The sequence below is a fragment of the Streptomyces fuscichromogenes genome (genome assembly GCF_014645815.1).
GTDB lineage: Bacteria > Actinomycetota > Actinomycetes > Streptomycetales > Streptomycetaceae > Streptomyces > Streptomyces fuscichromogenes.
In genome coordinates this window covers 300,903-324,913 of the sequence record NZ_BMML01000002.1, presented here as the reverse complement: position 1 = coordinate 324,913, position 24,011 = coordinate 300,903, and the positions used below count along the sequence as shown (strand labels likewise).

The 24,011-nt window shown below is 72.7% G+C and carries 25 protein-coding genes and 1 tRNA gene; 6 read left to right on the top strand and 20 right to left on the bottom strand.

From position 1 onward, the window contains the following. Positions 1–47 precede the first annotated feature (47 nt). Positions 48–1,022 carry a methyltransferase domain-containing protein gene (locus tag IEZ11_RS05275; RefSeq protein WP_189261389.1) on the bottom strand — a complete coding sequence of 325 codons (975 nt, stop codon included), beginning with the start codon at positions 1,020–1,022 and terminating at the stop codon, positions 48–50. Between the two features lie 79 nt (positions 1,023–1,101). Between IEZ11_RS05275 and IEZ11_RS05270 the strand changes: the two genes are divergently transcribed. Further along, entirely contained in the window at positions 1,102–1,506 is a 405-nt protein-coding gene (locus IEZ11_RS05270; RefSeq protein WP_189261388.1) for a globin, read from the top strand. Between the two features lie 35 nt (positions 1,507–1,541). On the opposite strand, the gene IEZ11_RS05265 is transcribed toward IEZ11_RS05270, so the two are convergent. The 4 genes from IEZ11_RS05265 to IEZ11_RS05250 all read right to left on the bottom strand — a co-directional run bounded on the left by IEZ11_RS05265 (position 1,542) and on the right by IEZ11_RS05250 (position 5,029). Then, positions 1,542–2,210 (bottom strand): DUF8010 domain-containing protein, encoded by a 669-nt coding sequence (locus tag IEZ11_RS05265; RefSeq protein WP_189261387.1) that lies wholly within the window; start codon positions 2,208–2,210, stop codon positions 1,542–1,544. Then, positions 2,207–2,620 (bottom strand): acyl-CoA thioesterase, encoded by a 414-nt coding sequence (locus IEZ11_RS05260; RefSeq protein WP_189261386.1) that lies wholly within the window; start codon positions 2,618–2,620, stop codon positions 2,207–2,209. Before IEZ11_RS05260 ends, IEZ11_RS05265 begins: the two co-directional genes overlap by 4 nt. A 6-nt stretch (positions 2,621–2,626) precedes the next feature. Continuing rightward, positions 2,627–4,291 carry an energy-dependent translational throttle protein EttA gene (gene ettA, locus IEZ11_RS05255; RefSeq protein ID WP_189261385.1) on the bottom strand — a complete coding sequence of 555 codons (1,665 nt, stop codon included), beginning with the start codon at positions 4,289–4,291 and terminating at the stop codon, positions 2,627–2,629. Between the two features lie 111 nt (positions 4,292–4,402). Further along, entirely contained in the window at positions 4,403–5,029 is a 627-nt protein-coding gene (locus IEZ11_RS05250) for a hypothetical protein (RefSeq protein WP_189261384.1), read from the bottom strand. Between the two features lie 226 nt (positions 5,030–5,255). Here IEZ11_RS05250 and IEZ11_RS05245 point away from each other — a divergent pair, with 226 nt between their 5' ends. Then, positions 5,256–6,029, top strand: a complete 774-nt coding sequence (locus tag IEZ11_RS05245; protein ID WP_189261383.1) for a ferritin-like domain-containing protein — start codon at positions 5,256–5,258, stop codon at positions 6,027–6,029. Between the two features lie 30 nt (positions 6,030–6,059). Here IEZ11_RS05245 and IEZ11_RS05240 read toward each other — a convergent pair whose 3' ends face one another. From IEZ11_RS05240 to IEZ11_RS05220, 5 genes are all read right to left on the bottom strand, one after another. Then, positions 6,060–6,416: a hypothetical protein gene (locus IEZ11_RS05240; protein ID WP_189261382.1), complete on the bottom strand. Its 357-nt coding sequence runs from the start codon at positions 6,414–6,416 to the stop codon at positions 6,060–6,062. Positions 6,417–6,440: 24 nt separating this feature from the next. Further along, on the bottom strand, positions 6,441–7,808 hold the full coding sequence (locus IEZ11_RS05235; protein ID WP_229712814.1) for a Cys-Gln thioester bond-forming surface protein: 1,368 nt from the start codon (positions 7,806–7,808) through the stop codon (positions 6,441–6,443). A gap of 378 nt (positions 7,809–8,186) precedes the next feature. Beyond that, complete coding sequence (locus IEZ11_RS05230; RefSeq protein WP_189261380.1) at positions 8,187–8,687, bottom strand: single-stranded DNA-binding protein; 501 nt, start codon at positions 8,685–8,687, stop codon at positions 8,187–8,189. A 410-nt stretch (positions 8,688–9,097) separates the two neighbouring features. Then, complete coding sequence (locus IEZ11_RS05225) at positions 9,098–11,245, bottom strand: YfjP family GTPase (RefSeq protein ID WP_229712813.1); 2,148 nt, start codon at positions 11,243–11,245, stop codon at positions 9,098–9,100. Between the two features lie 48 nt (positions 11,246–11,293). Then, complete coding sequence (locus tag IEZ11_RS05220) at positions 11,294–12,901, bottom strand: dynamin family protein (RefSeq protein ID WP_189261379.1); 1,608 nt, start codon at positions 12,899–12,901, stop codon at positions 11,294–11,296. Between the two features lie 321 nt (positions 12,902–13,222). Between IEZ11_RS05220 and IEZ11_RS05215 the strand changes: the two genes are divergently transcribed. Further along, a tRNA-Arg gene (locus tag IEZ11_RS05215) sits at positions 13,223–13,295 on the top strand. A 149-nt stretch (positions 13,296–13,444) separates the two neighbouring features. On the opposite strand, the gene IEZ11_RS05210 is transcribed toward IEZ11_RS05215, so the two are convergent. Then, positions 13,445–14,776: an MFS transporter gene (locus IEZ11_RS05210; protein ID WP_189261378.1), complete on the bottom strand. Its 1,332-nt coding sequence runs from the start codon at positions 14,774–14,776 to the stop codon at positions 13,445–13,447. Positions 14,777–14,821: 45 nt separating this feature from the next. Between IEZ11_RS05210 and IEZ11_RS05205 the strand changes: the two genes are divergently transcribed. Continuing rightward, positions 14,822–15,853: an ArsR/SmtB family transcription factor gene (locus IEZ11_RS05205; protein ID WP_189261377.1), complete on the top strand. Its 1,032-nt coding sequence runs from the start codon at positions 14,822–14,824 to the stop codon at positions 15,851–15,853. Positions 15,854–16,144: 291 nt separating this feature from the next. On the opposite strand, the gene IEZ11_RS05200 is transcribed toward IEZ11_RS05205, so the two are convergent. From IEZ11_RS05200 to IEZ11_RS05190, 3 genes are all read right to left on the bottom strand, one after another. Then, positions 16,145–16,846, bottom strand: coding sequence for a TetR/AcrR family transcriptional regulator (locus IEZ11_RS05200; RefSeq protein ID WP_189261376.1), 702 nt, complete (start codon positions 16,844–16,846; stop codon positions 16,145–16,147). 160 nt (positions 16,847–17,006) lie between these two features. Then, a complete protein-coding gene (locus tag IEZ11_RS05195; RefSeq protein ID WP_189261375.1) occupies positions 17,007–17,975 on the bottom strand; it encodes a MarR family winged helix-turn-helix transcriptional regulator in 969 nt (322 codons plus the stop codon). Positions 17,976–18,011: 36 nt separating this feature from the next. Next, the gene (locus IEZ11_RS05190; protein WP_189261374.1) at positions 18,012–18,698 is read right to left on the bottom strand and encodes a hemerythrin domain-containing protein; all 687 of its coding nucleotides are present in this window, start codon (positions 18,696–18,698) and stop codon (positions 18,012–18,014) included. Positions 18,699–18,858: 160 nt separating this feature from the next. Between IEZ11_RS05190 and IEZ11_RS05185 the strand changes: the two genes are divergently transcribed. Continuing rightward, complete coding sequence (locus tag IEZ11_RS05185; protein WP_189261373.1) at positions 18,859–19,818, top strand: D-2-hydroxyacid dehydrogenase family protein; 960 nt, start codon at positions 18,859–18,861, stop codon at positions 19,816–19,818. A gap of 122 nt (positions 19,819–19,940) precedes the next feature. Next, a complete protein-coding gene (locus tag IEZ11_RS05180) occupies positions 19,941–20,228 on the top strand; it encodes a chaplin (RefSeq protein ID WP_189261372.1) in 288 nt (95 codons plus the stop codon). A 63-nt stretch (positions 20,229–20,291) separates the two neighbouring features. Here the strand turns inward: IEZ11_RS05180 and IEZ11_RS05175 are convergent, their stop codons facing one another. The 6 genes from IEZ11_RS05175 to IEZ11_RS05150 form a co-directional block, all read right to left on the bottom strand. Next, a complete protein-coding gene (locus IEZ11_RS05175) occupies positions 20,292–21,158 on the bottom strand; it encodes a tyrosinase family protein (RefSeq protein WP_189261371.1) in 867 nt (288 codons plus the stop codon). Next, positions 21,142–21,636 carry a tyrosinase family oxidase copper chaperone gene (locus IEZ11_RS05170; RefSeq protein WP_189261370.1) on the bottom strand — a complete coding sequence of 165 codons (495 nt, stop codon included), beginning with the start codon at positions 21,634–21,636 and terminating at the stop codon, positions 21,142–21,144. The genes IEZ11_RS05175 and IEZ11_RS05170 overlap by 17 nt, the downstream gene beginning before the upstream one ends. A gap of 123 nt (positions 21,637–21,759) precedes the next feature. Then, entirely contained in the window at positions 21,760–22,284 is a 525-nt protein-coding gene (locus tag IEZ11_RS05165; protein ID WP_189261369.1) for a hypothetical protein, read from the bottom strand. A gap of 124 nt (positions 22,285–22,408) precedes the next feature. After that, a complete protein-coding gene (locus IEZ11_RS05160) occupies positions 22,409–22,993 on the bottom strand; it encodes a vitamin K epoxide reductase family protein (protein ID WP_189261368.1) in 585 nt (194 codons plus the stop codon). After that, entirely contained in the window at positions 22,993–23,493 is a 501-nt protein-coding gene (locus IEZ11_RS05155; protein ID WP_189261367.1) for a DUF5949 family protein, read from the bottom strand. The genes IEZ11_RS05160 and IEZ11_RS05155 overlap by 1 nt, the downstream gene beginning before the upstream one ends. Before the next feature lie 156 nt (positions 23,494–23,649). After that, a complete protein-coding gene (locus IEZ11_RS05150; RefSeq protein ID WP_189261366.1) occupies positions 23,650–23,946 on the bottom strand; it encodes a hypothetical protein in 297 nt (98 codons plus the stop codon). Positions 23,947–24,011: the final 65 nt, after the last annotated feature.

Genomic DNA, 24,011 nt, shown 5'->3' with positions numbered 1-24,011 from the left:
GGAACCGCGCGACGGGCTCCACCGGGCCCGCAGCCGAAGTACTGTGCTCAGACCGGGAGCGGCCAGGCAAACGGCCCCTCCCGGTCGTCCAGCCACACCCATTCCCCGTCCTTCCCGACGCTCACCCCGAACCGCTCCCGCCCGGGCCTCCCCTCCCGCTCCCACACCTCATAGGCCGCCCGCGGACCGAGCACCCCCTGGGTCAGCTCGGCGAAGAACTGGAACAGCTCGTCCTCCAGAGCCCCTGGCGGCACCCCGCCCGCGTCGCCCGCCGCACGCGTCCTCGCCATCCCCCGCAGCGGCACGAAGAACGCCGCCGACGGCAGAAACCTCCCCTCGGCGCACCCGCCCCGCACGGTCAGCACCAGCAGCCCCGTGGCCACCGGCGCGAGGATCCGCGCCCCCTGCGCGCACTGCTCGACCCACGATCGCGGCACACCCGGCAGCGCGCACGTGGCGATGATCCGGTCGAACGGCGCCCGCTCCGGCACCCCCCGCGCCCCGTCCCCCGTGACCACGGCCGGCCGGTACCCCGCCGCGGCCAGGTGCCGTCGCGCGGACTCGCTGATCTCCGGCTCCACATCGACCGTGGTGACCAGGTCGCCGTCGCCCAGCCGGTGCGCCAGCAGCGCCGCGTTGTACCCGGTCCCGGCGCCGATCTCCAGGACCCGGTCGCCGTCCGCGACCCCCAGCGCGACCAGCATCCGCGCCATCAGCGAGGGCTGGCTACTGGAGGACAGCAGCTCGCCGTCGCGCAGCCGGGTGGCCAGCGGTACGTCCTCGTAGGCGCCGCGCACCCAGCGTTCCCGGGCGGCCGGATCCGGGCTCTCGCCCCACCGGCGCTCGTAGCCGCGCGCCCCGGCGACGTAGTAGGAGGGCACGAACAGATGCCGGGGCACCTGCGCGAACGCCTCCCGCCACACCGGCTGCGCCGCCCAGACCCCCTCGGCGTCGATCTCCCGCACCAGCGCGGCCCGCGCCGCGTCGGCGAGCCCCTCGGTCCGGCTGTCGTAGGCGCCCATGTCTCCACCCTAGGCGCGTGCCCCTGCCCGGGGTCCTAAGCCTCGGGTCCTCGGTCACCCGGTCTGAGACCATGTACGGGTGAGAGAGATTCGGCGCGGCACGCTGCAGGAGAAGACCTTCTACGAGCAGGTCGGCGGGGAGGAGACGTTCCGCCGGCTGGTCCACCGCTTCTACGAGGGCGTCGCGGAGGACCCGATCCTCAAGCCGATGTACCCGGAGGAGGACCTGGGCCCGGCCGAGGAACGGCTCACCCTGTTCCTCATGCAGTACTGGGGCGGCCCCACGACGTACAGCGACAACCGCGGTCACCCGCGGCTGCGGATGCGGCACGCGCCGTTCACCGTGGACCGGGCGGCGCACGACGCCTGGTTGCGGCACATGCGGGTGGCCGTGGACGAGCTCGGCCTCTCCGAGGAGCACCGCGAGCAGCTCTGGAACTACCTCACCTACGCGGCCGCCTCGATGGTCAACGCCCCCGACTGACCGCAGGCCGGCCGGCCTGCGGCCCTGAACGGCTGTCAGCGGACGCTGACGTCCAGTGCCCCGAGTCCCGCCCGCCGTACGGCGATCGACCCGAACGGTGTCCGCAGCCGCAGCCACGCCCCCGCCGAGAGCAGCACGGCCTCGTCGTCCGGCCGCAGGAAGCCCAGTGACTGCGCCGCGTGCACGGCCCGGACCGGCAGCCGGGTCCCGCCGACCGTCCGGGACCAGATGTCCCGCCCGATCCTGTCGAGTTGGGCCCGGGTACGGCCGTCCGCGGCCAACTCCTCGGTGCGGGACCGGAACTCACCGATCGCGGCGGCGACCGTGGCCCGCAGTTCCCGGGGTCCGGGCAGACCGGGCTCGGCCCGCCAGCCGCCCCGCGGCGGCAGCACCCCGGCCCATGGCGGCCCGGTCACCGCCCCCGGCACGGCGGCCGTGGCGGACCGCTCGTCCACCGACTCCAGCAGTTCCCCCGCCGACACGGTCACGTCGAGGGTGACGTCCAGCCCGTCCTCGTAGGGCTTGGCGAGCCGCACCGCGCGGATCGCCAGCACCTCGAAGGAGGGCGGCCGCCCGAAGACGGCGAGCGCGGTGCCGGCCGCCTGCAACCGCACGGCGGCCGACCGGTCGTAGCGGAGCAGCCGGGAGAGGAAGGCCGCGAGGTCCGCGGCCTCCCCGTCGTCGGCGAGGTGGAGCACCGTCATGCGGCGACGGCCTCCTCCTTGTCGTCGTCGCGGTACTCCGCGAGGAACTCCCGCTCCTCGGCGGTGATCCGGCGCGGCCGGCCCGCCTCGAAGTCGAAGGGCACGACCACCGTCGAGGCCCGTACGTAGACCAGGTCGTCGTCCTTCACCTCGTAGGTGATGGTGAAGGACGCGGCCCTGATCTCGGTGATCCACAGCTCGATGTCGACCGGGTGGTGCCGGTGGACGAGCTGGCGCTTGTAGTCGATCTCATGGCGCGCCACGACCGACCCCTGCTGGAAATCCTTGTCCGGGCGGAAGAGGAAGTCGATACGGGCCTCCTCCAGGTAGCGCAGGAAGACCACGTTGTTGACATGGCCGTACGCGTCCATGTCCGCCCAGCGCAGGGGACAGCGGTAGATGTGGCGCAAGACCGATCAGCCCCGGGTCAGCTTCTTGTAGGTGGCACGGTGCGGACGCGCGGCGTCCGCGCCCAGCCGCTCGATCTTGTTCTTCTCGTACGACTCGAAGTTGCCCTCGAACCAGAACCACTTGGACTCGCCCTCGTAGGCGAGGATGTGGGTGGCGACCCGGTCCAGGAACCACCGGTCGTGGGAGACGACCACGGCCGCGCCCGGGAACTCCAGCAGCGCGTTCTCCAGGGAGGACAGGGTCTCGACGTCGAGGTCGTTCGTCGGCTCGTCGAGGAGCAGCAGGTTGCCGCCCTGCTTGAGGGTGAGCGCCAGGTTGAGGCGGTTGCGCTCACCGCCGGAGAGCACACCGGCCGGCTTCTGCTGGTCCGGACCCTTGAAGCCGAAGGCGGAGACGTAGGCGCGGCTCGGCATCTCGACCTGGCCGACGTTGATGTAGTCGAGCTCGTCGGAGACGACCGCCCACAGGGTCTTCTTCGGGTCGATGTTGGCGCGGCTCTGGTCGACGTACGAGATCTTGACGGTCTCGCCGACCTTGATGTCACCGGAGTCCGGGGTCTCCAGACCCTGGATCATCTTGAAGAGGGTGGTCTTGCCGGCGCCGTTCGGGCCGATGACGCCGACGATGCCGTTGCGCGGCAGCGTGAAGCTCAGGTCGTCGATGAGGACCTTGTCGCCGAAGCCCTTGGAGAGGTTGGTGACCTCGACGACGATGCTGCCGAGCCGCGGGCCCGGCGGGATCTGGATCTCCTCGAAGTCCAGCTTCCGCATCTTGTCGGCCTCGGCGGCCATCTCCTCGTAGCGGGCGAGGCGGGCCTTGGACTTGGCCTGGCGCCCCTTGGCGTTGGAGCGCACCCACTCCAGCTCTTCCTTGAGCCGCTTCTGCCGCTTGGCGTCCTTCTGGCCCTCGACCTTGAGACGGGTGGCCTTGGTCTCCAGGTAGGTGGAGTAGTTGCCCTCGTAGGGGTAGGCGCGCCCGCGGTCGAGTTCGAGGATCCACTCGGCGACGTTGTCGAGGAAGTACCGGTCGTGGGTGATGGCCACGACCGTCCCCGCGTACTTGGCGAGGTGCTGCTCCAGCCAGTTCACCGACTCGGCGTCGAGGTGGTTGGTGGGCTCGTCGAGGAGGAGCAGGTCGGGGGCCTCCAGCAGCAGCTTGCAGAGCGCCACGCGCCGCTTCTCACCACCGGAGAGGGTGGTGACGGGCCAGTCGCCGGGCGGGCACCCGAGGGCGTCCATGGCCTGCTCCAGCTGGGCGTCGAGGTCCCACGCGTTGGTGTGGTCCAGGTCCTCCTGGAGCTTGCCCATCTCGTCGAGCAGCGCGTCCGAGTAGTCGGTCGCCATCAGCTCGGCGATCTCGTTGAACCGGTCGAGCTTGCCCTTGATCTCGGCGACGCCCTCCTGGACGTTCTCCAGGACGGTCTTGTCCTCGGTGAGCGTGGGCTCCTGCATGAGGATGCCGACGCTGTACCCCGGTGAGATGTAGGCGTCGCCGTTGGACGGCTGCTCCAGCCCCGCCATGATCTTCAGCACGGTCGACTTACCGGCACCGTTCGGACCGACGACGCCGATCTTCGCCCCCGGCAGGAAGTTCAGGGTGACATCATCGAGAATCACCTTGTCGCCGTGCGCCTTGCGCGTCTTGCGCATGGTGTAAATGAACTCAGCCAAGAGAAACCGTCCGGCAGCTTGAAATCTGGCAGTGGGCAGATACACCCCATCTTGCCTGACGTCCAGCCTCGGGTGTTAACCCGTTTGGTGCGGGGGCTGTGACCTGGGGTTTCACTGCGCTCGCCGGATGCGGGTGGCGGGGGCGGCGGAGACGTCCCGCCCCAAGGGGGACAGCGCCGCGCAGAAGAGCAGCGCGCTGAGCGGTATCAGGTCCAGGCCGGCCGCCGTGGTCGCAATGCCGAGGGTCACCAGCACGGGACGCCAGGCCGCGATGCGGCCCTGCACGGCGAGCTGGACCACCAGCCACAGAAGGCCGACGTAGAACAGCATCGGGCCGACCGTGTACACCGCGGGCATCACTCCCGGATGGCTCTGGACCTCCTCGTAGAGCCGGTTCATCCCGGCCCGGTCGTCGGCACGGAAGCCGACGACGACATCGATGACACCCTGGACGGTGACGGCCGCCACCCCCACCAGTCCCAGCAGCGTGGCCGTCCGGGCGCTCAGCCGTGCCGCGCCGGCCGTCGGCTCCGACAGCCGCAGAAGCCCGGGTAAGACGACGCCGAAGAGCAGCACGCCGGTGATCAGGGCGACATGGCCGCTGGTCCAGGCGGGCCCCGGGCCGTGGTCGGGGTCGGACAGACGGATGGCTCCGTAGGCGAGCATGCACAGCGGTGCGGCGATGAACGCGGTCCGCGTCATCGCGGTCCGGCGGGGACCCCAGGGTCGGTTCGTCATGTACCGATTCTTTCGATCCGCGCCCGCCCCGAGATCGGGGATCACCCCACGTGCACCCTGATCCACCCCTGACACGCGCTCATGGTCGGCTCGTTCCCGCGCCGGTGCGCCGGTCTCCCTGTTCCGGGCGGTTCGTGCCGTCTCCGTGCTCGCGGAACGCTTCGGGGTCCGGTTGCGTCGTCCCTCTCCGGGGCACGGCGGCCGTGTCCCGGAGAGGGGAGACCGGGTGGGTACGGACGGCTTCGCCAAGTGGACGAGACGGTTCGAGGACGAGCGCGAGCGCAGGTGTGCCCAGGGCGATCCGGACTGGGGGCGGGGCGCGACGCTGCATCCGGCGGTGTGGGCCGGCATCCAGCGCTTCCAGGTCGGCGAGGACGGTGACGGCGCCAACCTCGTCGGCAAGGCGGACCAGGCCGGCGACGCCGACTACGGTCGGGCGGTCCGGCTCTTCGTCGCCGAGGAACAGAACCACGCCCGGCTGCTCGCCCGGCTGCTGGCGGCCGGGGGCCTGCCGACGCTGACGGGGCACTGGAGCGACACGGTCTTCGTACGGCTGCGGCGTCTCATGGGCCTGCGCCTGGAGCTGCTGGTGCTGATGATCGCGGAGGTCGTGGCGCTGCGGTACTACCGGGCCCTGCGCGACGGCACCGACGACGCGCTCACCTCGGACGTGGCGGGACGGATCCTGTCCGACGAGGAGCGTCACGTGCCGTTCCACTGCGAGCGGCTGCACGCCTCCCTGGCGGAGCTGCCCCGTGCGACGCGCCGCCCGGTGATGGCCCTGTGGCGGCTTCTGCTGCTCGCGGTCACTCTCGTCGTCGCCGCCGACCACGGCCCGGCACTGCGCCGGCTCGGCATCGGGCGCAGGCGATTCGTGCGCGAGGTGACGGCCTCGTCCCGCGCGGTGGTCTCCGCGGTGCTCGCGCCCCGCCCGGACGCGTGGGCGAGCACCGCCGAATCCCCTCGGCACGACAGCGCTCGGGGAGGAGCGAAGGCGTGACACCTCCGCCGAAGTCGGCGCCGGGAGAGGTCAGCGGGGAGCGGGCCTGTGCCGGGTCCGGTGGAGGAGGAGGGCGGTGGCCGCGGCCGCCGCCACCGTGCCGGCGGTGCGGAAGGTGCGGGTGGAGTTCCAGGAGAGGATCGACCAGCGGGAGTTGGCGGAGAGGACGGAGCCCGTGCTCAGCCAGGAGCCGGCCGAGACGAGGGACAGGGCCGAGCCGACCGAGCCGGCCGAGAGGGCGCTGCCGATCGAGCCGACGGACAGGGCCGAGCCGACCGACCCGATGGAGAGCACGGAGCCCACCGAGCCGATCGACAGCACCGAGTCGTGCGACCACAGGGACAGGATCGAGTCCGAGGACGACGGCTTGTCAGGGAAGTCAGGCATGACGACATAGTGCCCGTCCCGGAGTCAGTCGGTCTGCTGGTTCTCCCGCTGGCGCAGGATCACCAGGACCGCGCCGCCGATCACCACCAGGCCGATGGCCACGCCCGTGATCACGCCGGTCGCCGAGTCGCCGCCGGTCGCGGCCAGGTTGACGTCGGCCGCGGTGCCGCCGACCGAGGCGGGGCTGGGCTCGCTGAGGGTCTGGGTGCCGAGGCCGGCGTCGGTGCCCTGGGTCCTGCAGTCGAGGACACCGCTGAAGCGGCGTTCCAGACCGTTCGGGCCGGTGATCGTGAAGTCGTAGGCCTGGTCCTCCTGGAGCGGGACGGTCACCGTCCGCGAGGTGTTCGCGGGGATGGTGTACTCGGTGCTCACCAGGTCGAAGGTGAACGGCTTGTCCCCGGTGTTGGCCGCGGTGACGGCCAGTCCGCTCCGGGCGCAGTTCTTCTCCGCCGACAGTGCCGGTATCGCCCCCTGCGCCGCCCAGGTCGCGTTCGCGGTCGCGGTGACCGTCGACTCGCTGGAGCCCGCCAGGATCTGCGTCTGGCTGCGGCTCTCGGAGGTGAAGGCCCGGCCGACGGGGACGGTGGTCGACGCCTGCACCGTCAGTTCGGCGGAGTCGTCCGCCGCGTCGTCGGGGACCTTGAAGTAGAGCTCGCTGCCGTTCCGTGCCGTGGTGACCGGCTTTCCGGCCTTGTCGGTGATCCGTACGCCGCTCAGTGCCGCGTCGGACGGCGGGATCACGGTGACGCCGCCGGCGTTGGTGCGGACCGTCACCGGGCCGAGCAGGGCGCCCGGACGGCCGGACACGGCCGGCGGGGAGAGGGTCAGCGACGCCGACGGCTCGTTCTGGCCGCGGGCGTTCTTCTCCAGGTAGTCGGCCAGCTTCTCGGCCTGCGGGTCGACGGCGTCGACGTCCGCGCCGTCCGAGTAGCGCCAGATCGCCACCTGGGTGCCGGCCGCCGCGTCCTGCTCCGTGAGGCTGCCGGCACCGGCCTTGCGGGCCAGCGCGGCCAGGTCGTTGACCTGCGGGTAGGAGTTCTGGAGGATCCAGCGGATGTTGCCGGCGTTCTTGTTGGCGCCGAGCGACGTGCCGCTCCACGCCGTCTCGTGGTACTTGGCGTCCCGCTGGGTGGGGTTGTGGAGATCCACGCAGTACGTCTGGAGCGTGCCGCCGCCGTCCACGGACATCTCGAACAGGCCCGCGGCCACCTGCTCGTCGCCGCTGTCGCCGTGGACCACGGCCTCGCCGTAGGTCTTCAGGCCGTTCATGGTCGCCGACGCCCCGCTCTGGCTCTGGGCGGTCCCGTCGTCGGCCGCGGCCCGGCCTGCGCCGGTCAGCGCGGCGGCCCCCACCAGTCCGGACACCAGCACCGCGGCGGCGAGGCGCGACACGCCTCTCCCGGCCACGGCCGGGCCGTAGTGCCTGGTGGACGCGCGGGGCGCCGAGAGACCAGAGAACGCAGCGAGCACAGAATTCCCCTTCGAGCAGGACCCGTTGGACGCAGGGGGGGTGGTCCCACCGGCAGAATCAGCGGCCCCAGGGGCCATGCCCGGCATCCTATGGATCAGCCGGACCGGCCTTTCCCGATGAGATGGTCGGATGAGCGATCCGATCCGTAATCGTTATCGCGGGGAGGGGTGGAGGGACCCGAACAGGCGGGGCTCATCGACAGATCCGCCCTGGTCCGACGAAGGCCGCCAATGCGGGCTCGGTCGGCCGCGGTTCGGGCAGTTCGCAACGAACGGGCCCTGGTCCGGGCCGGTTTCAGGTCATGCCACGGCCATCGGTTCCAGCTCCGACTCCGAATCCGACTCCGAATCAGGTTGCTCGCTGTTGGCCGGGGACTCCGCCGGGGTCTCCCAGTTCGGTTCCGGGCGCGGTGGTGCCGGGGGTGCCGGTGCCGCCGTGTCCGGCTTGCCGGTGCGCCGGAAGGCCGCCGTACCGCGGGCCAGGTCGTGGCCGATCGCCACCGCGTCGATGTCGGCCGAGGTCCACTGCTGGCCCTCCCGGGTCTCGGTGCGCACCCTCAGCCTGCCCTGCACGACGACCGGGTCGCCGACCGTCAGCGAGGTCGCCGCGTTGGTGGCGAGCTGCCGGTTGGCCCACACCGTGAAGAAGTTGGTGTGGCCGTCCGTCCAGGCGTTCTTCTCCCGGTCCCAGTACCGCGAGGTCACCGCCAGCCGGAACCGCGCCGACCCTCCGGCCGCCAGCTCCCGGTACACCGGCTGCGTCGCCACGTTGCCCACCGCGCAGACCATCGTCTCGTTCATCACGAACCCCTCCCTCGCCCGGCCGCCGTGGCCGGGCGGATCCGCGTACGGTTCCGTCCCGTACGGCGGTGTCCACCGCGGCGACCGCGTGCGCCCTCGTACGTCCTGGCGCGCCCTTGTGCGTCGTGTGTGTCGCGATCGCCGCGGGACCAGACTGCCGCCGTCGGGCCGGGCCCGCCGGGCGCTGTGGACCACAGCCGGCCTGTGGAGAACCCCGCCACCCGGACGAGTGACCCACGTCCCGCCGGACGGAGCCCCGCCCGAGCCGCCGCGTCGGCCCGCCCCAGCACCCACGTCGGCCGCCCGGCGACCCACTCCGGCTCCCGCCCGCGGCGACCCACTCCGCCGCCCGTCCGCGTCCGTCCACTCCGGCTCCCGTCCGCGTCCGCCCACTCCGGCTCCCGCCCACGTCAGCCCACTCCGGCTCCCGTCCGCGTCACCCTCCCGTACTGCTCCCGCACCTCCTGGTACCGCAGCAGCTCCGCCGCCACCGGGTCCAGCACCCGGGCCCGTCCGCAGCCGGCCGCCGCCTCCCGCAGCCGGCGTTCCGCCTCCAGGCCGTAGCGGCGGGCCGGGCCGCGGGCCGCCATCCGGCAGCCCCACTCGACCAGCGGCCCGCCGACGATCCCGGCGACCATCAGCAGCACCGGAACGCCCAGGTTGGGCGCCATCACCCCGGAGATCTGCCCCACCAGCCAGAGCCCGCCGACCACCTGAAGGAGCGTCATGGCGGCCTGGGCGAGCACCGCCACCGGCCACCAGCCCGGCCGTGGTGGGCGCCCCGGCGGCAGACCGGCCTGCGCGGCGAGCTCGTCGAGCGCCTCCGGAAGTCCCTGCGAGCCGCGTACGGCCGCCTCGCGCACCGCCAGCGCCCACGGCGCGGGCAGCCCGGCCGAGGCCCGTTCGGAGACGGTGCGGACCGCCTGCTCCACGCGCTGCCTCGCGGTGGCCTCCTCCTCCGGCTGGGCCTTCTGGAGGCGTCCGGTGGGTGGCACGCCGCGCTTCTGGTGCCAGCGCCACAGCCGCAGCCAGGGCGTGCCGCAGGCCCGGTTGGCATTGCGCCGCCAGGCCCGTTCGGCGGCCTCGCCGGCGCCGGTGGCGCCGACCGCGTCCGCGAGCCGGGCCGCGAACTCGTCGCGTGCCTCCTCGCTGAGCCCGGCCCGCCGCCCGGTGGCGTAGACGGGCCGCAGCCGGGCCGCGGCGGCGTCCAGGTCGGCGGCGACACGGCGGGCCGCCGCGCCCCGCTCGGTCACGAACTGGCCGAGGACCTCGCGCAGTTCGCCGACGCCGTCGCCGGTGAGCGCGGACAGCGCGAGCACGGTCGCGCCCGTGTCGCCGTACTCGCCGAGCGCGACCCCGTCCTCGTCGAGCAGCCGGCGCAGATCGTCCAGTACCTGGTCGGTGGCCTCGCCGGGGAGCCGGTCGGTCTGGTTGAGGACGATGAACATGACCTCGGCGTGGCCGGCCATGGGGCGCAGATAGCGCTCGTGGAGGACCGCGTCGGCGTACTTCTCGGGGTCGACGACCCAGATCACCGCGTCGACCAGTTTCAGGATCCGGTCGACCTGCTCGCGGTGCTGGACGGCGGCCGAGTCGTGGTCGGGCAGGTCGATCAGGATGAGTCCGCGCAGCTGGGCGTCCGCCTCGGGGTTGTGCACGGGGCGGCGGCGCAGCCGGCCGGGGATGCCGAGCCGGTCGATGAGGGCCGCGCTGCCGTCGCTCCAGCTGCACGCGATGGGCGCGGCGGTGGTGGGCCGTCGTACCCCGGTCTCCGAGATGGCGACCCCGGCGAGCGCGTTGAACAGCTGGGACTTGCCGCTGCCGGTGGCGCCGGCGAGGGCGACGACGGTGTGCTGGCCGGAGAGCCGGCGCCGGGCGGCCGCCTCGTCCAGGATCCGGCCGGCCTCGGCGAGGGTCTTGCTGTCGAGGCGGGTGCGGGAGAGGCCGACGAGTTCGCGCAGGGCGTCGAGGCGGGAGCGCAGCGGGCCGTCGTACGCGAGCGGGGCGGGGGCCGGGGCACCCGGGCCGCGGGTCTCCACGGCGGGGGCGGCGGCTTTGGCGGTCTCTGTGACGCGGCGGGCGATGAGGCCGTCGTCCCAGGCGTCGTCGCCGGTGGCCGGATCGTCGTCGGTGACCGGGTCGTCGCCGGTGACCGGGTCGTCGCCGGCCGGTTCCCGTTGCTCCCGCACGCGCGCGTGCGGGACGTTGTCGGCTTCGGCGGCGGCTCCGGCGGCGATTTCGGCCGTGGTTGCGGTTGCGGTTGCGGCTGCTGCCGTGGCTCCTGCGACCCGGGCGGCCTCGGCCGCTCCGGGGGCTTCCGGGGCCTCGGTGGCTTCGTGGACTTCGCGGGACGGCCCACCGGTGTCCGCGTGCTTCCTCGCGGTCCCGTCCCGGTACCGGCCGGCCTCCGCCCCGGAGTCCGGGACACGATCCCGCACGGACTCCCGCAGGGACTCCCGCACGGGCTCCCGTCCGGCGGCCGGTGTGGGGTCCGCCTTGGTCGGGCCGGTTTCGAAATCGCTGGTGTAGTCACCGGTGTAGTCACTGGTGTGATCCATGCGTCCCATGTGATCCGTGTGGTCGTGGTCAGTGACGGCGGTCACCGGTCACCTCTCCTTCTGTAGGACGGACAGGGCGGCGATGAGTTCGGCCTGGGGTTCGGGATGCACGTCGAGGCCGTCGAGCGGGGCGAGGCGCCGTTCCCGTTCGGCGTGCAGGACGCGGTCCACGTGCTCGGTGAGCAGCCGTCCCGCCCGGTCCCGCAGCCGCAGCGCGCCGTGGGCGCCGATGCGCTCGGCGAGCCGCTCCCCCGCCACCCTGGTACGGCGTCCGCCGAGCAGCCCGGTGGCCACCAGGGCGGCGACCACCTCGGAGTCGGGCGCCACGCTGCGGTCGAGTTCGCGCACCTCGTCGTCGGCGTACTCCTCCAGTTCGCGCCGCCAGCGCCGGACGGCGAGACCGATGCGGTGCTCGGCGCTCTCCAGGGAGGGGTCGCGGTCGGTGAGCCCGGAGGCGGCGGAGGCCGGCTCCCGGCGCCAGGTGTCGTCGACCCGTTCGTCGGCCGCGGTGACGGAGCACAGCAGCAGGGCGGCGAGGCTCTCCACCAGGGCGTCCAGGAGTTCACCGGCGGAGCAGTCCAGCGGGTAGGCGCGCCAGCGCTTGAGGGCGTCGCCGGCGAGGACGGCTCCGCTCTGCAGGCGTCCTCGCAGGCGCGCGTGCTCGCTGTCGTACGCCGTCTCCACGGCGGAGGTCAGGCGCAGGGCGGCGGCGTACTGGGCGGCGGCGGCGCCGGCCAGTTCGGGCATCCGGGCCTTGAGGGAGTCGAGGAGGCCCTGGGCGGTGCGGGCCAGGGTGTGGGCGCGGGCACCGGGATCCTGGGCCTGATGGAGGAGCCAGGCGCGCAGCGGGGCCACCGCGGTGGCCGGGAGCAGTCCGCCGCCCCAGGCCGACTCGGGCAGCTCGGGCACCGTGAACCGGGGTACGTCCCCGAGCCCGGCCTTGGTGAGGAGGGCGCCGTACTGCCGGGAGACCTCGGAGACGACCGTGTGCGGGACCCGGTCGAGGACGGTCACCAGGGTGGCGTTGTACTCCTTCGCGGCGCGCAGCAGGTGCCAGGGGACGGCGTCGGCGTAGCGGGCGGCCGTGGTCACCATCACCCAGACGTCGGCGGCGCAGATGAGTTCCGCGGCGAGGACGCGGTTGTCGACGACCAGGGAGTCGATGTCGGGGGCGTCGAGCAGGGCGAGGCCCCGCGGGATGCTGTCGGCGGTCTCGACGCGCAGCACGCGCGCGGGGGTCTCGCCGGGGAGGAAGAGGTCGTCGCCGGGTTCCCGGTGCGGTACCCACTCGCGGGTGAGGTCGGGCAGCACGCGCATGCCGCTGAACCAGTGATGGTCCTCCGGATGACAGACGAGGACCGGCGTGCGGGTGGTCGGCCGCAGCACGCCGGCCTCGCTGACCCGGCGGCCCACGAGTGAGTTGACGAGGGTCGACTTGCCGGAGCCCGTCGATCCGCCCACCACGGCCAGAAGAGGCGCTTCGGGCTCTTTGAGGCGGGGCACCAGATAGTCGTCGAGCTGTGCGAGCAGTTCGTCGCGGTTGGCACGCGCGCGTGGAGCCCCCGCCAGGGGCAGCGGGAAGCGTGCGGCAGCGACACGGTCGCGCAGGGCGGAGAGTGTGTCGAGCAGCTGAGGCCGTACGTCCAAGGTCACCACATGCGAAGAATGCCCAATTTTAGGGGAATTCTGAAGCATATAGACATGTCTGCGCGCCGACAGGACACAACGGGCGGAAGGGGCGACTGGGACGGAGGCACAGTCCAGGCATAACGAGTGCACAACACCCGGTGCGCCGGGCGCCAAAAGCGATGCACGATTCGTACCTGCCTGCGATTATCAGGACCGCTTCACCGAACCTCCACATTGAGCCACGGAGGCGAAGCAGCAGGGACAAGGAGCGGGGAGTTCTATCCTTGTCCCCGGCAACGTCACGGACCCGCCCCCACCAGGGCAGTACGTACGAGGCCAGCACAGCCGGCCCCCGTAGCTCAGTGGATAGAGCAGGCGCCTTCTAAGCGCTTGGCCGCAGGTTCGAGTCCTGCCGGGGGCGCCCACAGCATCCGTACGCATACGGCGCGTATCCACCCCCCGGCGGACCTGCGGACTCGGGCAGCGTGTCGACAGGCAGCGTGATGCCGATCGTCGCAGCCTCCTGGCAGGGCACCCCGTCGAGCCGGTCCGCGTACTCCTGAGTAGGGATCACCGGTCTCGGTCTGGCGCAAAATGCTCTGCTGACGCTGCGGGAATCCGTTGAGGTGGGCTGTTGACGGGGCCGTCCTCGTTCAAGGGGCTGAGGCGAGACTCATCGTTCAAGGGGCTGAGGCGAGCCTCATCGAATGCGCGGGCCGAGAGGCATCGCCACACCAGGGCGGCACCCACGGCCTGGACGGTGGCCGCGCCGACCCACACGGCGCTGAAGCCCCACGTTGCCGCGACGATGCCGCCCGCCGCGGCGCCGAGCGGTGCGACGCCCCACGAGAGGGCCCGATGGCTTGTCAGTACCCGGCCCAGCAGCTCCGGTGGTGTGAACCGTTGCCTGCTCGACTGCGAGCCGACGTTCCAGACGAATGTCGCGAACGAGTGAACGGCCAACACCGCCCCTACGGCGGCCCAGTGGGCCGGGACGACGCCGAGCAACAGCTTGCAGGTGACCTCGCCGGCGATCGCGGCGCGCATCGCCGTGGGATGGCCGAGTCGGGTAACGAGGCGGCCGGAGAACGGGGCCGCGGCGGCGAAGCCCACGGCCGTACAGGCCAGCAGTACGCCGTACCACCAGCGGTCGAGACGGAGGTACTGCTCGACATAGAGCGCAAGCGTCGCGTAGCCCATGAACCAGGCGAACGACGCGCCCAGGACCTCGATCGTGATCGACCGGAGCAGCCGGCTGCCGACAAGGTGGCGCAGGCCCAGCCGCACTTCGTGGACCGGGCGTAGGCGCGTGACCGGGGGCCGGATCACGGGGGTCCGCAGTCGCTTCGTGAGCAGCGCTGTCGGCACTGAGGTGACGAAGGCCGCCCAGCCGACGGAGTCCGGGCGCCAGACCACGAGGAAACCGGCCAACGGGGGGATCAGGAAACGGACGACACCCACGTCGATGAAGAGCAGCCGTGCGTTCGCGGCGTCCAGGCCGGCCGGTCCCACTGCCCACGGCACCAGGGCCCCGCGGGTGCCTTCGCCGACGACTTGGCCCACGACGACCGCACATGCCACCGCCATCAGCACCGGCAGCGATGCCGTGTGGGTGAGGACGGCCAGCGCGAGGCCCAGATATCCGGCCGTCTGCAAGCCCAACGCGGCGCCGAGCAGCGACGACTTACGGACGTGGTCGATGGCCACACCGACGGCCAAGGGCAGGACCAGCCACGGTGCCTGGCTCGCGGCCGTCACCAGCGAGACGCTCCTGGGGTCGGTGGTGACGGTCACGGCCATCACCGGCAGCGCGGTGAGCAGCAACCCCTCCGCGCTGGATGCGCCCAGGGCGATGCCCTGCAAGTTCCGCCAGGCCAAGGGTCGTACAGCGGTGTTCCCCATACGCGCATCGTCGCGAAGAGCATCGGTCGTCCCTACATTTCATCTGTGACTAAACAGTCGGGTGCACGGCAGCAAGCCGTCGCCCTCACCGGCGAGGTCGCCGAGGGAACGCGGTTCTCGGTGTCACCGCTGTGGGAGACGGTGTCCGGCCTCCGCGTGCTCGCCCGCTCCCGGCACCAGGCCGTGTACGGGAGGTGGACGGCCTGGGCCGACGAACAGCTCACGAACCTGCGGGACGACCGGTGGTTCCGGCTCCTCCTCTGGTTACTGACCTCGGCAGCCGAAGTGCCGGAATTCCTGGTCGTCACACCGGGTCTGCGTTCGGTGTCCATCAGCACCGAGATCGACGCCGTGATCGCCACTCCCGCGGTACGGGTGCGCGCGGCCTTCGAGTCGGCCTTCGGCGACGACGAACTCCCCGCGGCCGTCCGTGCGGCCGCGGAGCAGCCCGAGGACACCTGCCGGAGACTCGGCGAACGGCTTGCAGCCTGTCACGATGCCCTGATCTCACCGCTGTGGCCTCGGCTCGCGGGCGTACTGGAAGGCGACATCGAACAGCGCGCGGCACAACTGGTGGAGTTCGGCGTCCCCTACGTGGTGCCCCGGCTGCACGACTCGGTCCGGTGGGCCGCCGGCTCGATCGTGATCGGTGACCCGGCGCGGGCGACCGCCCGGCCCGCGAACGACCGCGACCTGGTGTTCATGCCCTCCGCGTTCGTGTGGCCCGACGTCTATCTGAGATACACCCCGCACCGGATCGCACTCTGCTACCCGGCCCGCGGCTTCGGCTCGCTGTGGCAGCACTCCCCCGCGTCACCGGACAACGCGCTCCAGGCAGTGCTGGGGCGCAACCGCGCCCGCCTGCTCCGGATACTCGAACGTCCGGCGACGGTGGGCGAACTCGCCGAGGAACTGGGCATCACTCCTGGCGCGGTATCGCAACACCTGGCGCTCCTGCGAGCAGCCGGCCTCGTGGTCAGCAGACGAACCGGCCGCCAGACCACATCCCTGCGCACCGCCCTGGGCCACGCCCTGGTCGACGGACGACTGCCCGAGACCCCGATCCGACTCGCCTGACCGATGGTGCCGCTCCGCCCGGTCACCCAGCCGAACCGGCAGCGTCACGACCTGACGGCACAGCCCGCATCGCCTTGCACGGTGCAGGCCGCAGCGACGCGGAAGAGTGCGAGTCCGACGACGGATCCGGCAACGGATCCGACGATCACAGGAGATGCCACATGAGGGTCCGCCCGTCCCCGTATCGGACGAGCACTTGGCCGTGATGCTGGTGAACCGGGCCCCGGGATTTCGTACCGCGGAGGAGGCGGTGTGCGCCCGTTCCGTCCGAGGAGTTCGAGCGGGGCGCGGTCAGGCCTCGGTGGCGTCCCGCGGCGCGGCCTCGGCGGGGTCCCGCGCCTCGGCCTCCGGCACCGCCTCCGCCTCCGGCACCGCCTCGGCGGCGGCCTCCTCGACGACGGTGTGCGCCTGCTTCTCCGGGACCCCGGCCGCGATGAGCGTGGCGACGGCCGTACGGGTGCCGTCGTCCTCGAACGTCCCGGTGTTGACCTCTTCCAACAGGGCGATCGTCATGCCCTCCAGGGCGGCGCCGAGCACCGCGGGCGGCAGGTGGGGGTGGAAGACGCCGTCCCGCTGCCCGCGCTCCACGATGGCCGTGACCCGGACCCGGGCGGGTTCGAGGATCTCGGCGACGCGTTCCGCGCCCAGGTCCCGGTGGGCGAGGGCGAGCAGCATCCGGTAGCGGTCGCCCACCGGCCACATCGACAGGGAGAAGCGCGCGAGGGCCCGGTCGGCAGGCTCCGCCGGCTCCGCTCCCCGCGCCACGGCGGCCCGGAGCGTCTCGGCGGCCTCCTCGGCCAGGGCTTCCAGGAGCGCGGCCCGCCCCGGGAAGTGCCCGAAGAGCGTGCGCCGTACGACACCCGAGGCGCGGGCCAGCTCCTCCAGGGTGATGTCGGGGTTCCGGCCGAGTTCCTGGCGGGCGGTGGCGAGGATCCGCGCCCGGTTGGACCGTGCGTTGCGACGCTGCGGCACGCGGCCGACGGGCTGGGACACGGACAACCTCGATGAAGACCGGACGAACGACGGGCGTCCTCATTCTGGCACGCGCGCCAGACCGCGACCCTGGCAGCTGCGGACCTCGGCGGACCGCTGCGGACCTCGGCGGACCGCTGCGGACCACGGCGGCCTCCCGCCGGAGGTCAGCCGCCGGAGGTCAGCCGCCGGCGGACACGGACGGCCCGGCGCTCGCGGTGTCCTCCGCGAACGCGGGGCCGGAATGCGTCGGGGCCAGGAGTCTCAGCAGCAGGGACCGGAGTTCCGCCTCGCCGCCGGGACCGAGCAGGGCGGAGACGTCCGCGGCGAGCCCGGCGACGGCACGGGCCACGACCCCGAGTTGCGCACGGCCGGGGTCGGTCAGCTCCAGGGCGTACCGGCGCCGGTCGTGCGGGTCGCGGCCCCGGCGCACCAGACTCAGCGCAACCAGTTCGTCGACGAGCTGGGAGGCGGCGGGCCCGGTGATGGCGAGCAGGTCGGCGAGCCGCTGCTGGGCGATGGGCCCGAGGACGTCCAGGGCGGACAGCGGGCCGTAGTGACGCACCCTCAGACCGGTGCCGGCCAGCTTGTCGTCGCCGAGCCTGCGCAGCCGGTGGTGGGCCTGCGCGACCAGGTACTCGGTGCCCCGCACCAGCGGCTGCGCGGACTCGGGCAGCAGCCGGCCGAGCAGCTCGTCGAGCCGGGCGGTCTCCGCGTCGGTCAGTACGGCGGTGAGCCGGGCGTCCCGCTCGGCGACCGCCCGCCTGCTGGCCTCCACGGCCTCGCGTCCCCGGCCGGTCAGGGAGAGCACGTACTGGCGCCGGTTGCCGGGGTTGCGGGTGCGCCGGACCTCGCCGCGGGCCTCCAGCCGGTCGATGACGCCGACCATGATGGTGCGGTTGATGCCGAGCCGCTCCGCGAGGTCGAGCTGGGACTCCCAGTCACGGCCGGTGAGCGCGTCGAGGACCAGGAAGTCGCGGGAGTCGCTGTCGCCGCCGTCGCCGGTGGCCGTGGCGGAGAACTGCGCGTACACCCGGCGCAGGAGGTAGCCGATGAAGCCGGTGAGCGAGTCCGGGAGGACCCCGGGGACCTCCGCGGTCCGCTCGGTCCCGGTCTCCGGGCCCGGCTCCTCGTCGCTCTCGTACCGCAAGGCAGCACCTCCTGCCCGAGTATATCGACGCTCCGTTCAGCGGCCGGAGGCGGTCACGGCCCCGGTGGCGGCCCCGGGGGCGGCCCCGGGGGTCCAGACACCGAGGTTCCGGTAGGCCTCCCGCCAGTCGCTCTCGTAGGCGATGCGCAGCGGCTCGGGCACCCTGGCGAGGATCCTGGCGGCCTTCGCGGCGTCGGCGTCGTCGAGCAGCCAGGGCAGGTAGCGGGCGGCGTCGGGGGACAGCCGGCCGCGCTGCTCGGCGGCGAAGTCCTGCCACTGCTCCGGGGAGAGCGTGGCGTCCACCAGGGGCAGGGCGTCCCGCTCCTCGTGGTCGAGGTGGGCGGCGAGCCGGGTGCGCAGGGTGTCGGTCAGACCGCCGAGGCGCTCCGGGCCGGATTCGCGGTCGGCGAGAGCCGCGTCGATGCCGGCGAGCAGCGGGGCGATGCCCGCGTGCTCGGCCTCCATGTCGGCGAGCAGGGCCAGTTCGGAGGTCCGCCCGGCCAGGGCCGCCCGCATGACCGGCCAGATCCGCAGGTCCTCGGAGGTCTGGTGGGCGGTCAGGAACTTCTTGAAGAGCTCCCAGCCGACCGCGGTGCTCAGGACGTGCCGGGGGTCCTCGTCGACCCGCGCGGCCGTCCGGGCCAGCCGCTCCAGTTCACGGCGGAGCGCGTCGTGGATCGCGAACATCATCGTCATGTCGAGGTTCTTGAAGTCCTGGCTCATCGGTCTCTCCCTCGCCGCTTCGTCGTCGTACCGCGACAGTATCGTCAACTCACTTATCTATCAATACTCCAACTAACAATCCTCCAACCATCAGCACTCGTACCATCAGTACTTGAACCGTTTCCGGGTCCGCGGCCGACGCCGCCGATACGGTGATCCCATGCGTCTTCGTTGTGCTGTACTCGACGACTTCCAAGGTGTGGCCAAGGAGTTCGGGGACTGGGACTCCCTCTCCGACCGGGTCGAGGTCGTCCCGCTGCGCGGGCATCTCGCGGACGAGGACGAACTCGTCGCCGCTCTCGTCGGCTTCGACATCGTCGTCACCCTGCGCGAGCGCGTCGCCTTTCCCGGCTCGCTCCTCGGCCGACTGCCCCGGCTCCGGCTGCTGGTCGCCTCCGGGATGCGCAACGGCGTCATCGACTACGCGGCCGCCGAGGCGCACGGGATCACGGTGTGCGGCACGGAGAGTTCCTCGGCCCCGCCGGTCGAGCTGACCTGGGCGCTGCTGCTGGGGCTGGCCAGGGGGCTGGTCGAGGAGAGCACGGCGTTGCGTACCGGCGGGCCCTGGCAGTCCACCGTCGGCGCCGATCTGCACGGGCGCCGGCTGGGACTGCTCGGACTCGGCCGGATCGGGAGCAGGGTCGCGCAGGTGGGGCTCGCCTTCGGGATGCGGGTGAGCGCCTGGAGCCGGAACCTCACCGAGGAGCGTGCCCGGGAGGTCGGCGTCGGCCTCGCGCCGAGCATGGCGGACCTGCTCGCCACCAGTGACTTCGTCTCGATCCACCTGGCGCTCGGCGACCGCACCCGGGGACTGCTCGGCGCCGCCGAACTCGCCCTTCTCAAGCCCACCGCCTACCTCGTCAACACCTCCCGCGCGGCCGTCGTCGACCAGGACGCGCTGCTCGCCGCGCTGCACGAGGGCCGGATCGCGGGCGCCGGTGTCGACGTCTTCGACGAGGAGCCGCTGCCCGCCGGCCACCCGATGCGCACCGCACCCCGCCTGCTGGCCACCCCGCACCTCGGCTATGTCTCCTACGCCAACTACACGACGTACTACGGCCAGGCCGTGGAGAACATCCGGTCCTTCCTGGCGGGCACCCCGGTACGACGGCTGCCCTGACTCCGGCCCTTGGGGTGATCGTCCCGTGATCGGCGTGACCAGCCGCAGGTCGGGACGTTGAACGGGGAGTGCGGCGGCCGGTCCGGCCGGCGCACTCCCCGAGCAACAAGAAGGAGAACGTGATGTCTCGCATCGCGAAGGCCGCTGCCGTCGCCCTCGGCACCGGCGCTGTGGTGATCGGCGGGGCCGGCCTGGCCCTGGCCGACGCGGGTGCCAACGGCGAGGCCGTCGGCTCGCCCGGCGTGCTGTCCGGCAACGTCATCCAGGTGCCGATCAACATCCCGGTGAACGTGTGCGGCAACACCATCGACGTGATCGGTCTGCTGAACCCCGCGTTCGGCAACACCTGCGTCAACGACGGCGGCCACCACAAGGACGGCGACCACAAGGGCGGCGGCTACGGCCACTGAGCCACCCGCGCGGAAGAGCCCCGGCGCCCTGTGCACCGGGGCTCTTCCCGTGTCCGGGGCCGCTCAGGCGTACCGGTAGATCCGGCTCACGTCCTCCAGCGACTGCGGGGTGACGTCCCACGGGGGCAGCTTCTCGCCCCGGGCGACGACCCGGCCGTGCTGCGGGTCCGTGGCCCCCGGCGGCCGCGCCGGCAGATAGCGCTGCCCGCGGTGCCGGGCCTGCCAGCGCTCCCACTGCAGGTCGATGAAGGCGTGATGGAACCAGAAGACGGGGTCGTTGACGGAGGCGCCGCCGAGCATCGCCCCGCCGACCCAGCGGTGCACCCGGTTGTGGTTGTGCCAGGACGCGCTGCCGGACCCGGTCCCCCAGCCCTCCAGCCTGTTGCGGAAGCCCCGGGTGACGGTCGAGTCCCAGGGCGGGACGTCGTACGCCGGGTCGGCCAGCGCCCGGTCGAGTTCGGCCCGGGTGGGCAGTTCGATGGGGTCGCGGGCCCGGCCCAGGTCCCGGGCGAGGAACTCGCCGTCGGTGATGCCCTCCTTGATGGTCCAGTGCCCGCCCGCATAGGCGAACGGACCGGTCATCACCTGCTGGTCCCGGGCCCGGCCGTTCCCGCCGAGCAGGTCCCTCGTCCACGGCACGGCGGACTTCGTACGGTCCCGGGTCCAGTCCCAGTACGGCACGGTCACCGACCCGTCCACCCGGCGCAGGGCACGCTCCAGGTCCAGCAGGAAGCGGCGGTGCCAGGGCAGGAAGGAGGGTGCCATGTGGGCGGTGCGCAGCCCGTCGTCGCCGTCGGAGGTGTAGTAGTCGATGTGCATCCGCACGAACTCGTCGTACTCGCCCCGCCGTTTGACCTCCAGGAACGCCTTCACGAGCCGTTTGCGCTCGCCGGCCGTCAGCCTGCCGACGTCCTTACGCACGTACGCCATGGTCTCCCCCCATGTGCATGTGTCCCCCGCCCATCGGCCCCGGCGCCAGGTCCCGCAGCCGCTGCCCGGGCCCGATCTCGTCGACGGCCGCCCGCGCCGCCTCCAGCGGGGTCGGGTACGAGCTGTAGTGGTCGACCATGCTCAGCCAGGTGCCGTCGGCCCGCCGCATCAGGTGCAGCGGCCGGCCGTCCACGGTGACCTCCCACTCGCCCTGCCCGGCGACCCGTCCCGCCGTCGGCACCAGGACCCCGTGGATACGGCGGCCCCGGTAGGTCTCGTCGAAGGAGGTGCCGGCCGACCCGTCCGCCGGGGGCACCGGGCGGGAGGCGGCCACGACCGGGGCGAGTGCCAGGGCGGCCGCGGCGGCGAGCAGCCCCCGCGTCATCTCGCGCCGGGTCGGTCTGCCCGCCCCGGCTCTGTCCGGCTGCCCGGCGCCCGGCTCCGCGCCCACCGCCACACCACCGAATCCGACGACCATGCTCACTCCTCGTACGGTTCACCGATCGCTGTCGGTACCGGTAACCGTCCGAGGGGCCGCCCGGTCACCGCCGCGCCGCCATCCGGTGCACGGGCGGGCCGGAACCGCCGTTCTGCGGGGGAGTCACAGACCGGGCCCGGCACCCAGGTCGCCGCCGGCGACGGTCTGGACGACCGGGGCGAGCAGGCCCGCCCGGGGGCTCTGCAGGCCGGGCAGGCCGAAGTTCCTCGGGTCGGGCGCGGTGAGCGGGGCCTCCACCGACAGGCCGGGGGCGAGGGTGCGCAGGTCGCCGGCCGGGGCGTCGACGCCGACGTGGTCGAAGTCGGCGCCGAGGACGTGCGGGAGCGGGGCACGCAGGCCGAGGCCGGGCAGCCCGCCGCGGACCGGCAGCTGGGGCAGGGCGCGGTCCGGGAGCAGCCGGCCCTCGACGTAGCGCGGCCCGTCGGGGGCGCCGGGCGTCAGCAGCGGCAGCTCCATGCCGACACTGGGCACCTCCATGTCGAGGGACTTCCCGACGCCGCCCAACGGCACGGGAACGGGGACCGCGCCGGCCGCGGCGGCGGGCCCGGCGGCGGCACCCACGGCCGCCACGGTGGCCGCGACGCCCGTGACGACGGCGGCAAGGGTTCCTCGGGTGGTCGGCTTCATCTCAGGTACGGGCCCTTTCAGGATGCGGGGAGCGAGGTCCGTACCGGGTAACGAGCCGGAAAACGACATCAGTTCACAATTCACCCGGGTGCAGCATTGATCGGCTCGTCGGCTCGTCGGCTCGTCAGCTCGTCCAGAAGTCCCACCAGCGGGTCAGGACCAGCATGCCGACGACTCCGATGTGCAGCAGCGGGAGCACCCAGGTGAACTCGCCGAGGAACGCGCGCAGCCACTCCGGCGCGGGCAGGAACCGCCGGCGTACGGCGTGCGAGGTGACGTACCAGAACAGCAGGATGGTGGCGACCCAGGCCAGGCAGCACCACAGGCACAGCGCGTTGATCCGGTACAGCGACTCGAACTGGAGCCAGGACACGAACCCGACGCCGAACACACAGCCGGCGTCGAAGGTCAGCCAGTACCAGGCGGGGAAGCGGGCGCCGGCCAGCAGGCTCATGCCGACGCAGATGACGATGCCGTAGGCCACCAGGCCCAGCATCGGGTTGGGGAACCCGAACGCCGAGGCCTGGTCGCTCTTCATCACGCTGCCGCAGGACACCACCGGGTTCAGGCTGCACCCGGGCACGAAGCGCGGGTTCTCCAGCAGCTTGAACTTGTCGAGGGTGATGACCCAGGAGGCCAGCAGCCCGGCCGCCCCCGTGACCACCGTCAGCAGCGCGAACCCCCGCCCGGCGCCCGCGGTCCGCGCCATCAGCCGCGCAGGCTGCGGGCCGGCAGTACGACGTGCGCGGCGGCCGTCAGCGTCTCCTCGGCCCCGGCGAAGTCCTTCAGCGCCTCGGGGGTGACGGGCTTGCCCGGCTCGCCCTCGGGCCACGGGCGGGTGGTGAACACCAGGTAGGCGTAGCCGCGTTCGGCGACCGCGGCGAGCCACTCCTCGGGGGCGGGGCACTGGGCGTTGAGCGGGGCCAGGTTGAGGACGGCCTGGCCGGCCTCGACGAGCAGGGTGACGGGCAGGCTGGGCCGGGCGGTGCCGTCGACGACGTCGCCGCCGACCGGCAGCCCGTTGTTCGCCAGCAGCGTCCCGATCGCGGCCGAGGTGGCCCGCGGACCGCCCTCGGCGTCACCGAGGGAGTAGGCCAGCAGGTAGGGCATGTCACTGCCGTCGGGCGCCTCGCCGCTCCAGGCCAGTACGACGAGGGTGCCGAGGTCGGCGATGCGGAAGGGGCGGGTCTCGCTTGGGGTTGAGGTCACCGCGCGACCGTATCGCCGGGCCGCCGGGCGGACGGGTGCCCGCTCACCCGACCGGCGGACGCCCGCGGGGCTCCGCCACACGAACGAGGGACACCCCCGCTGTCACTCGAACGGTGTCCCTCGAACGGCCCCGTGGCAGGCCCCGGCCGCGTCGCCTCAGCTCTGCAGGGGCAGGCCGCCGAGCAGCGGGTTGTGCTGGTTGAGGCTGCCGGCCGCGCCCTTGACCGTGCTGAGCACGGACTGCTTGTTCTCGGTGTCGAGCGCGTCCGACTGGTGCTGGAGCGGCATCGGCAGCGCGTCGTCCAGGGTCAGGGGGCCCTTGGTGAGCGTGTTCACGGCGCCGTTGAGGCTGGTGGGGGTGAGGTCGGCGGTGGTGTAGGCGAACGCGGGCGCGGCGACGCCGGCGAGAGCCACGGAACCGGCAACGACGGCGGCGGCCTTCAGGGACTTCATCGTGTTCCTTTCTTCGGCGACTTTCGGCGTGCCTAACGATGTCCCGGCGGGCCGGAAACCCCGTG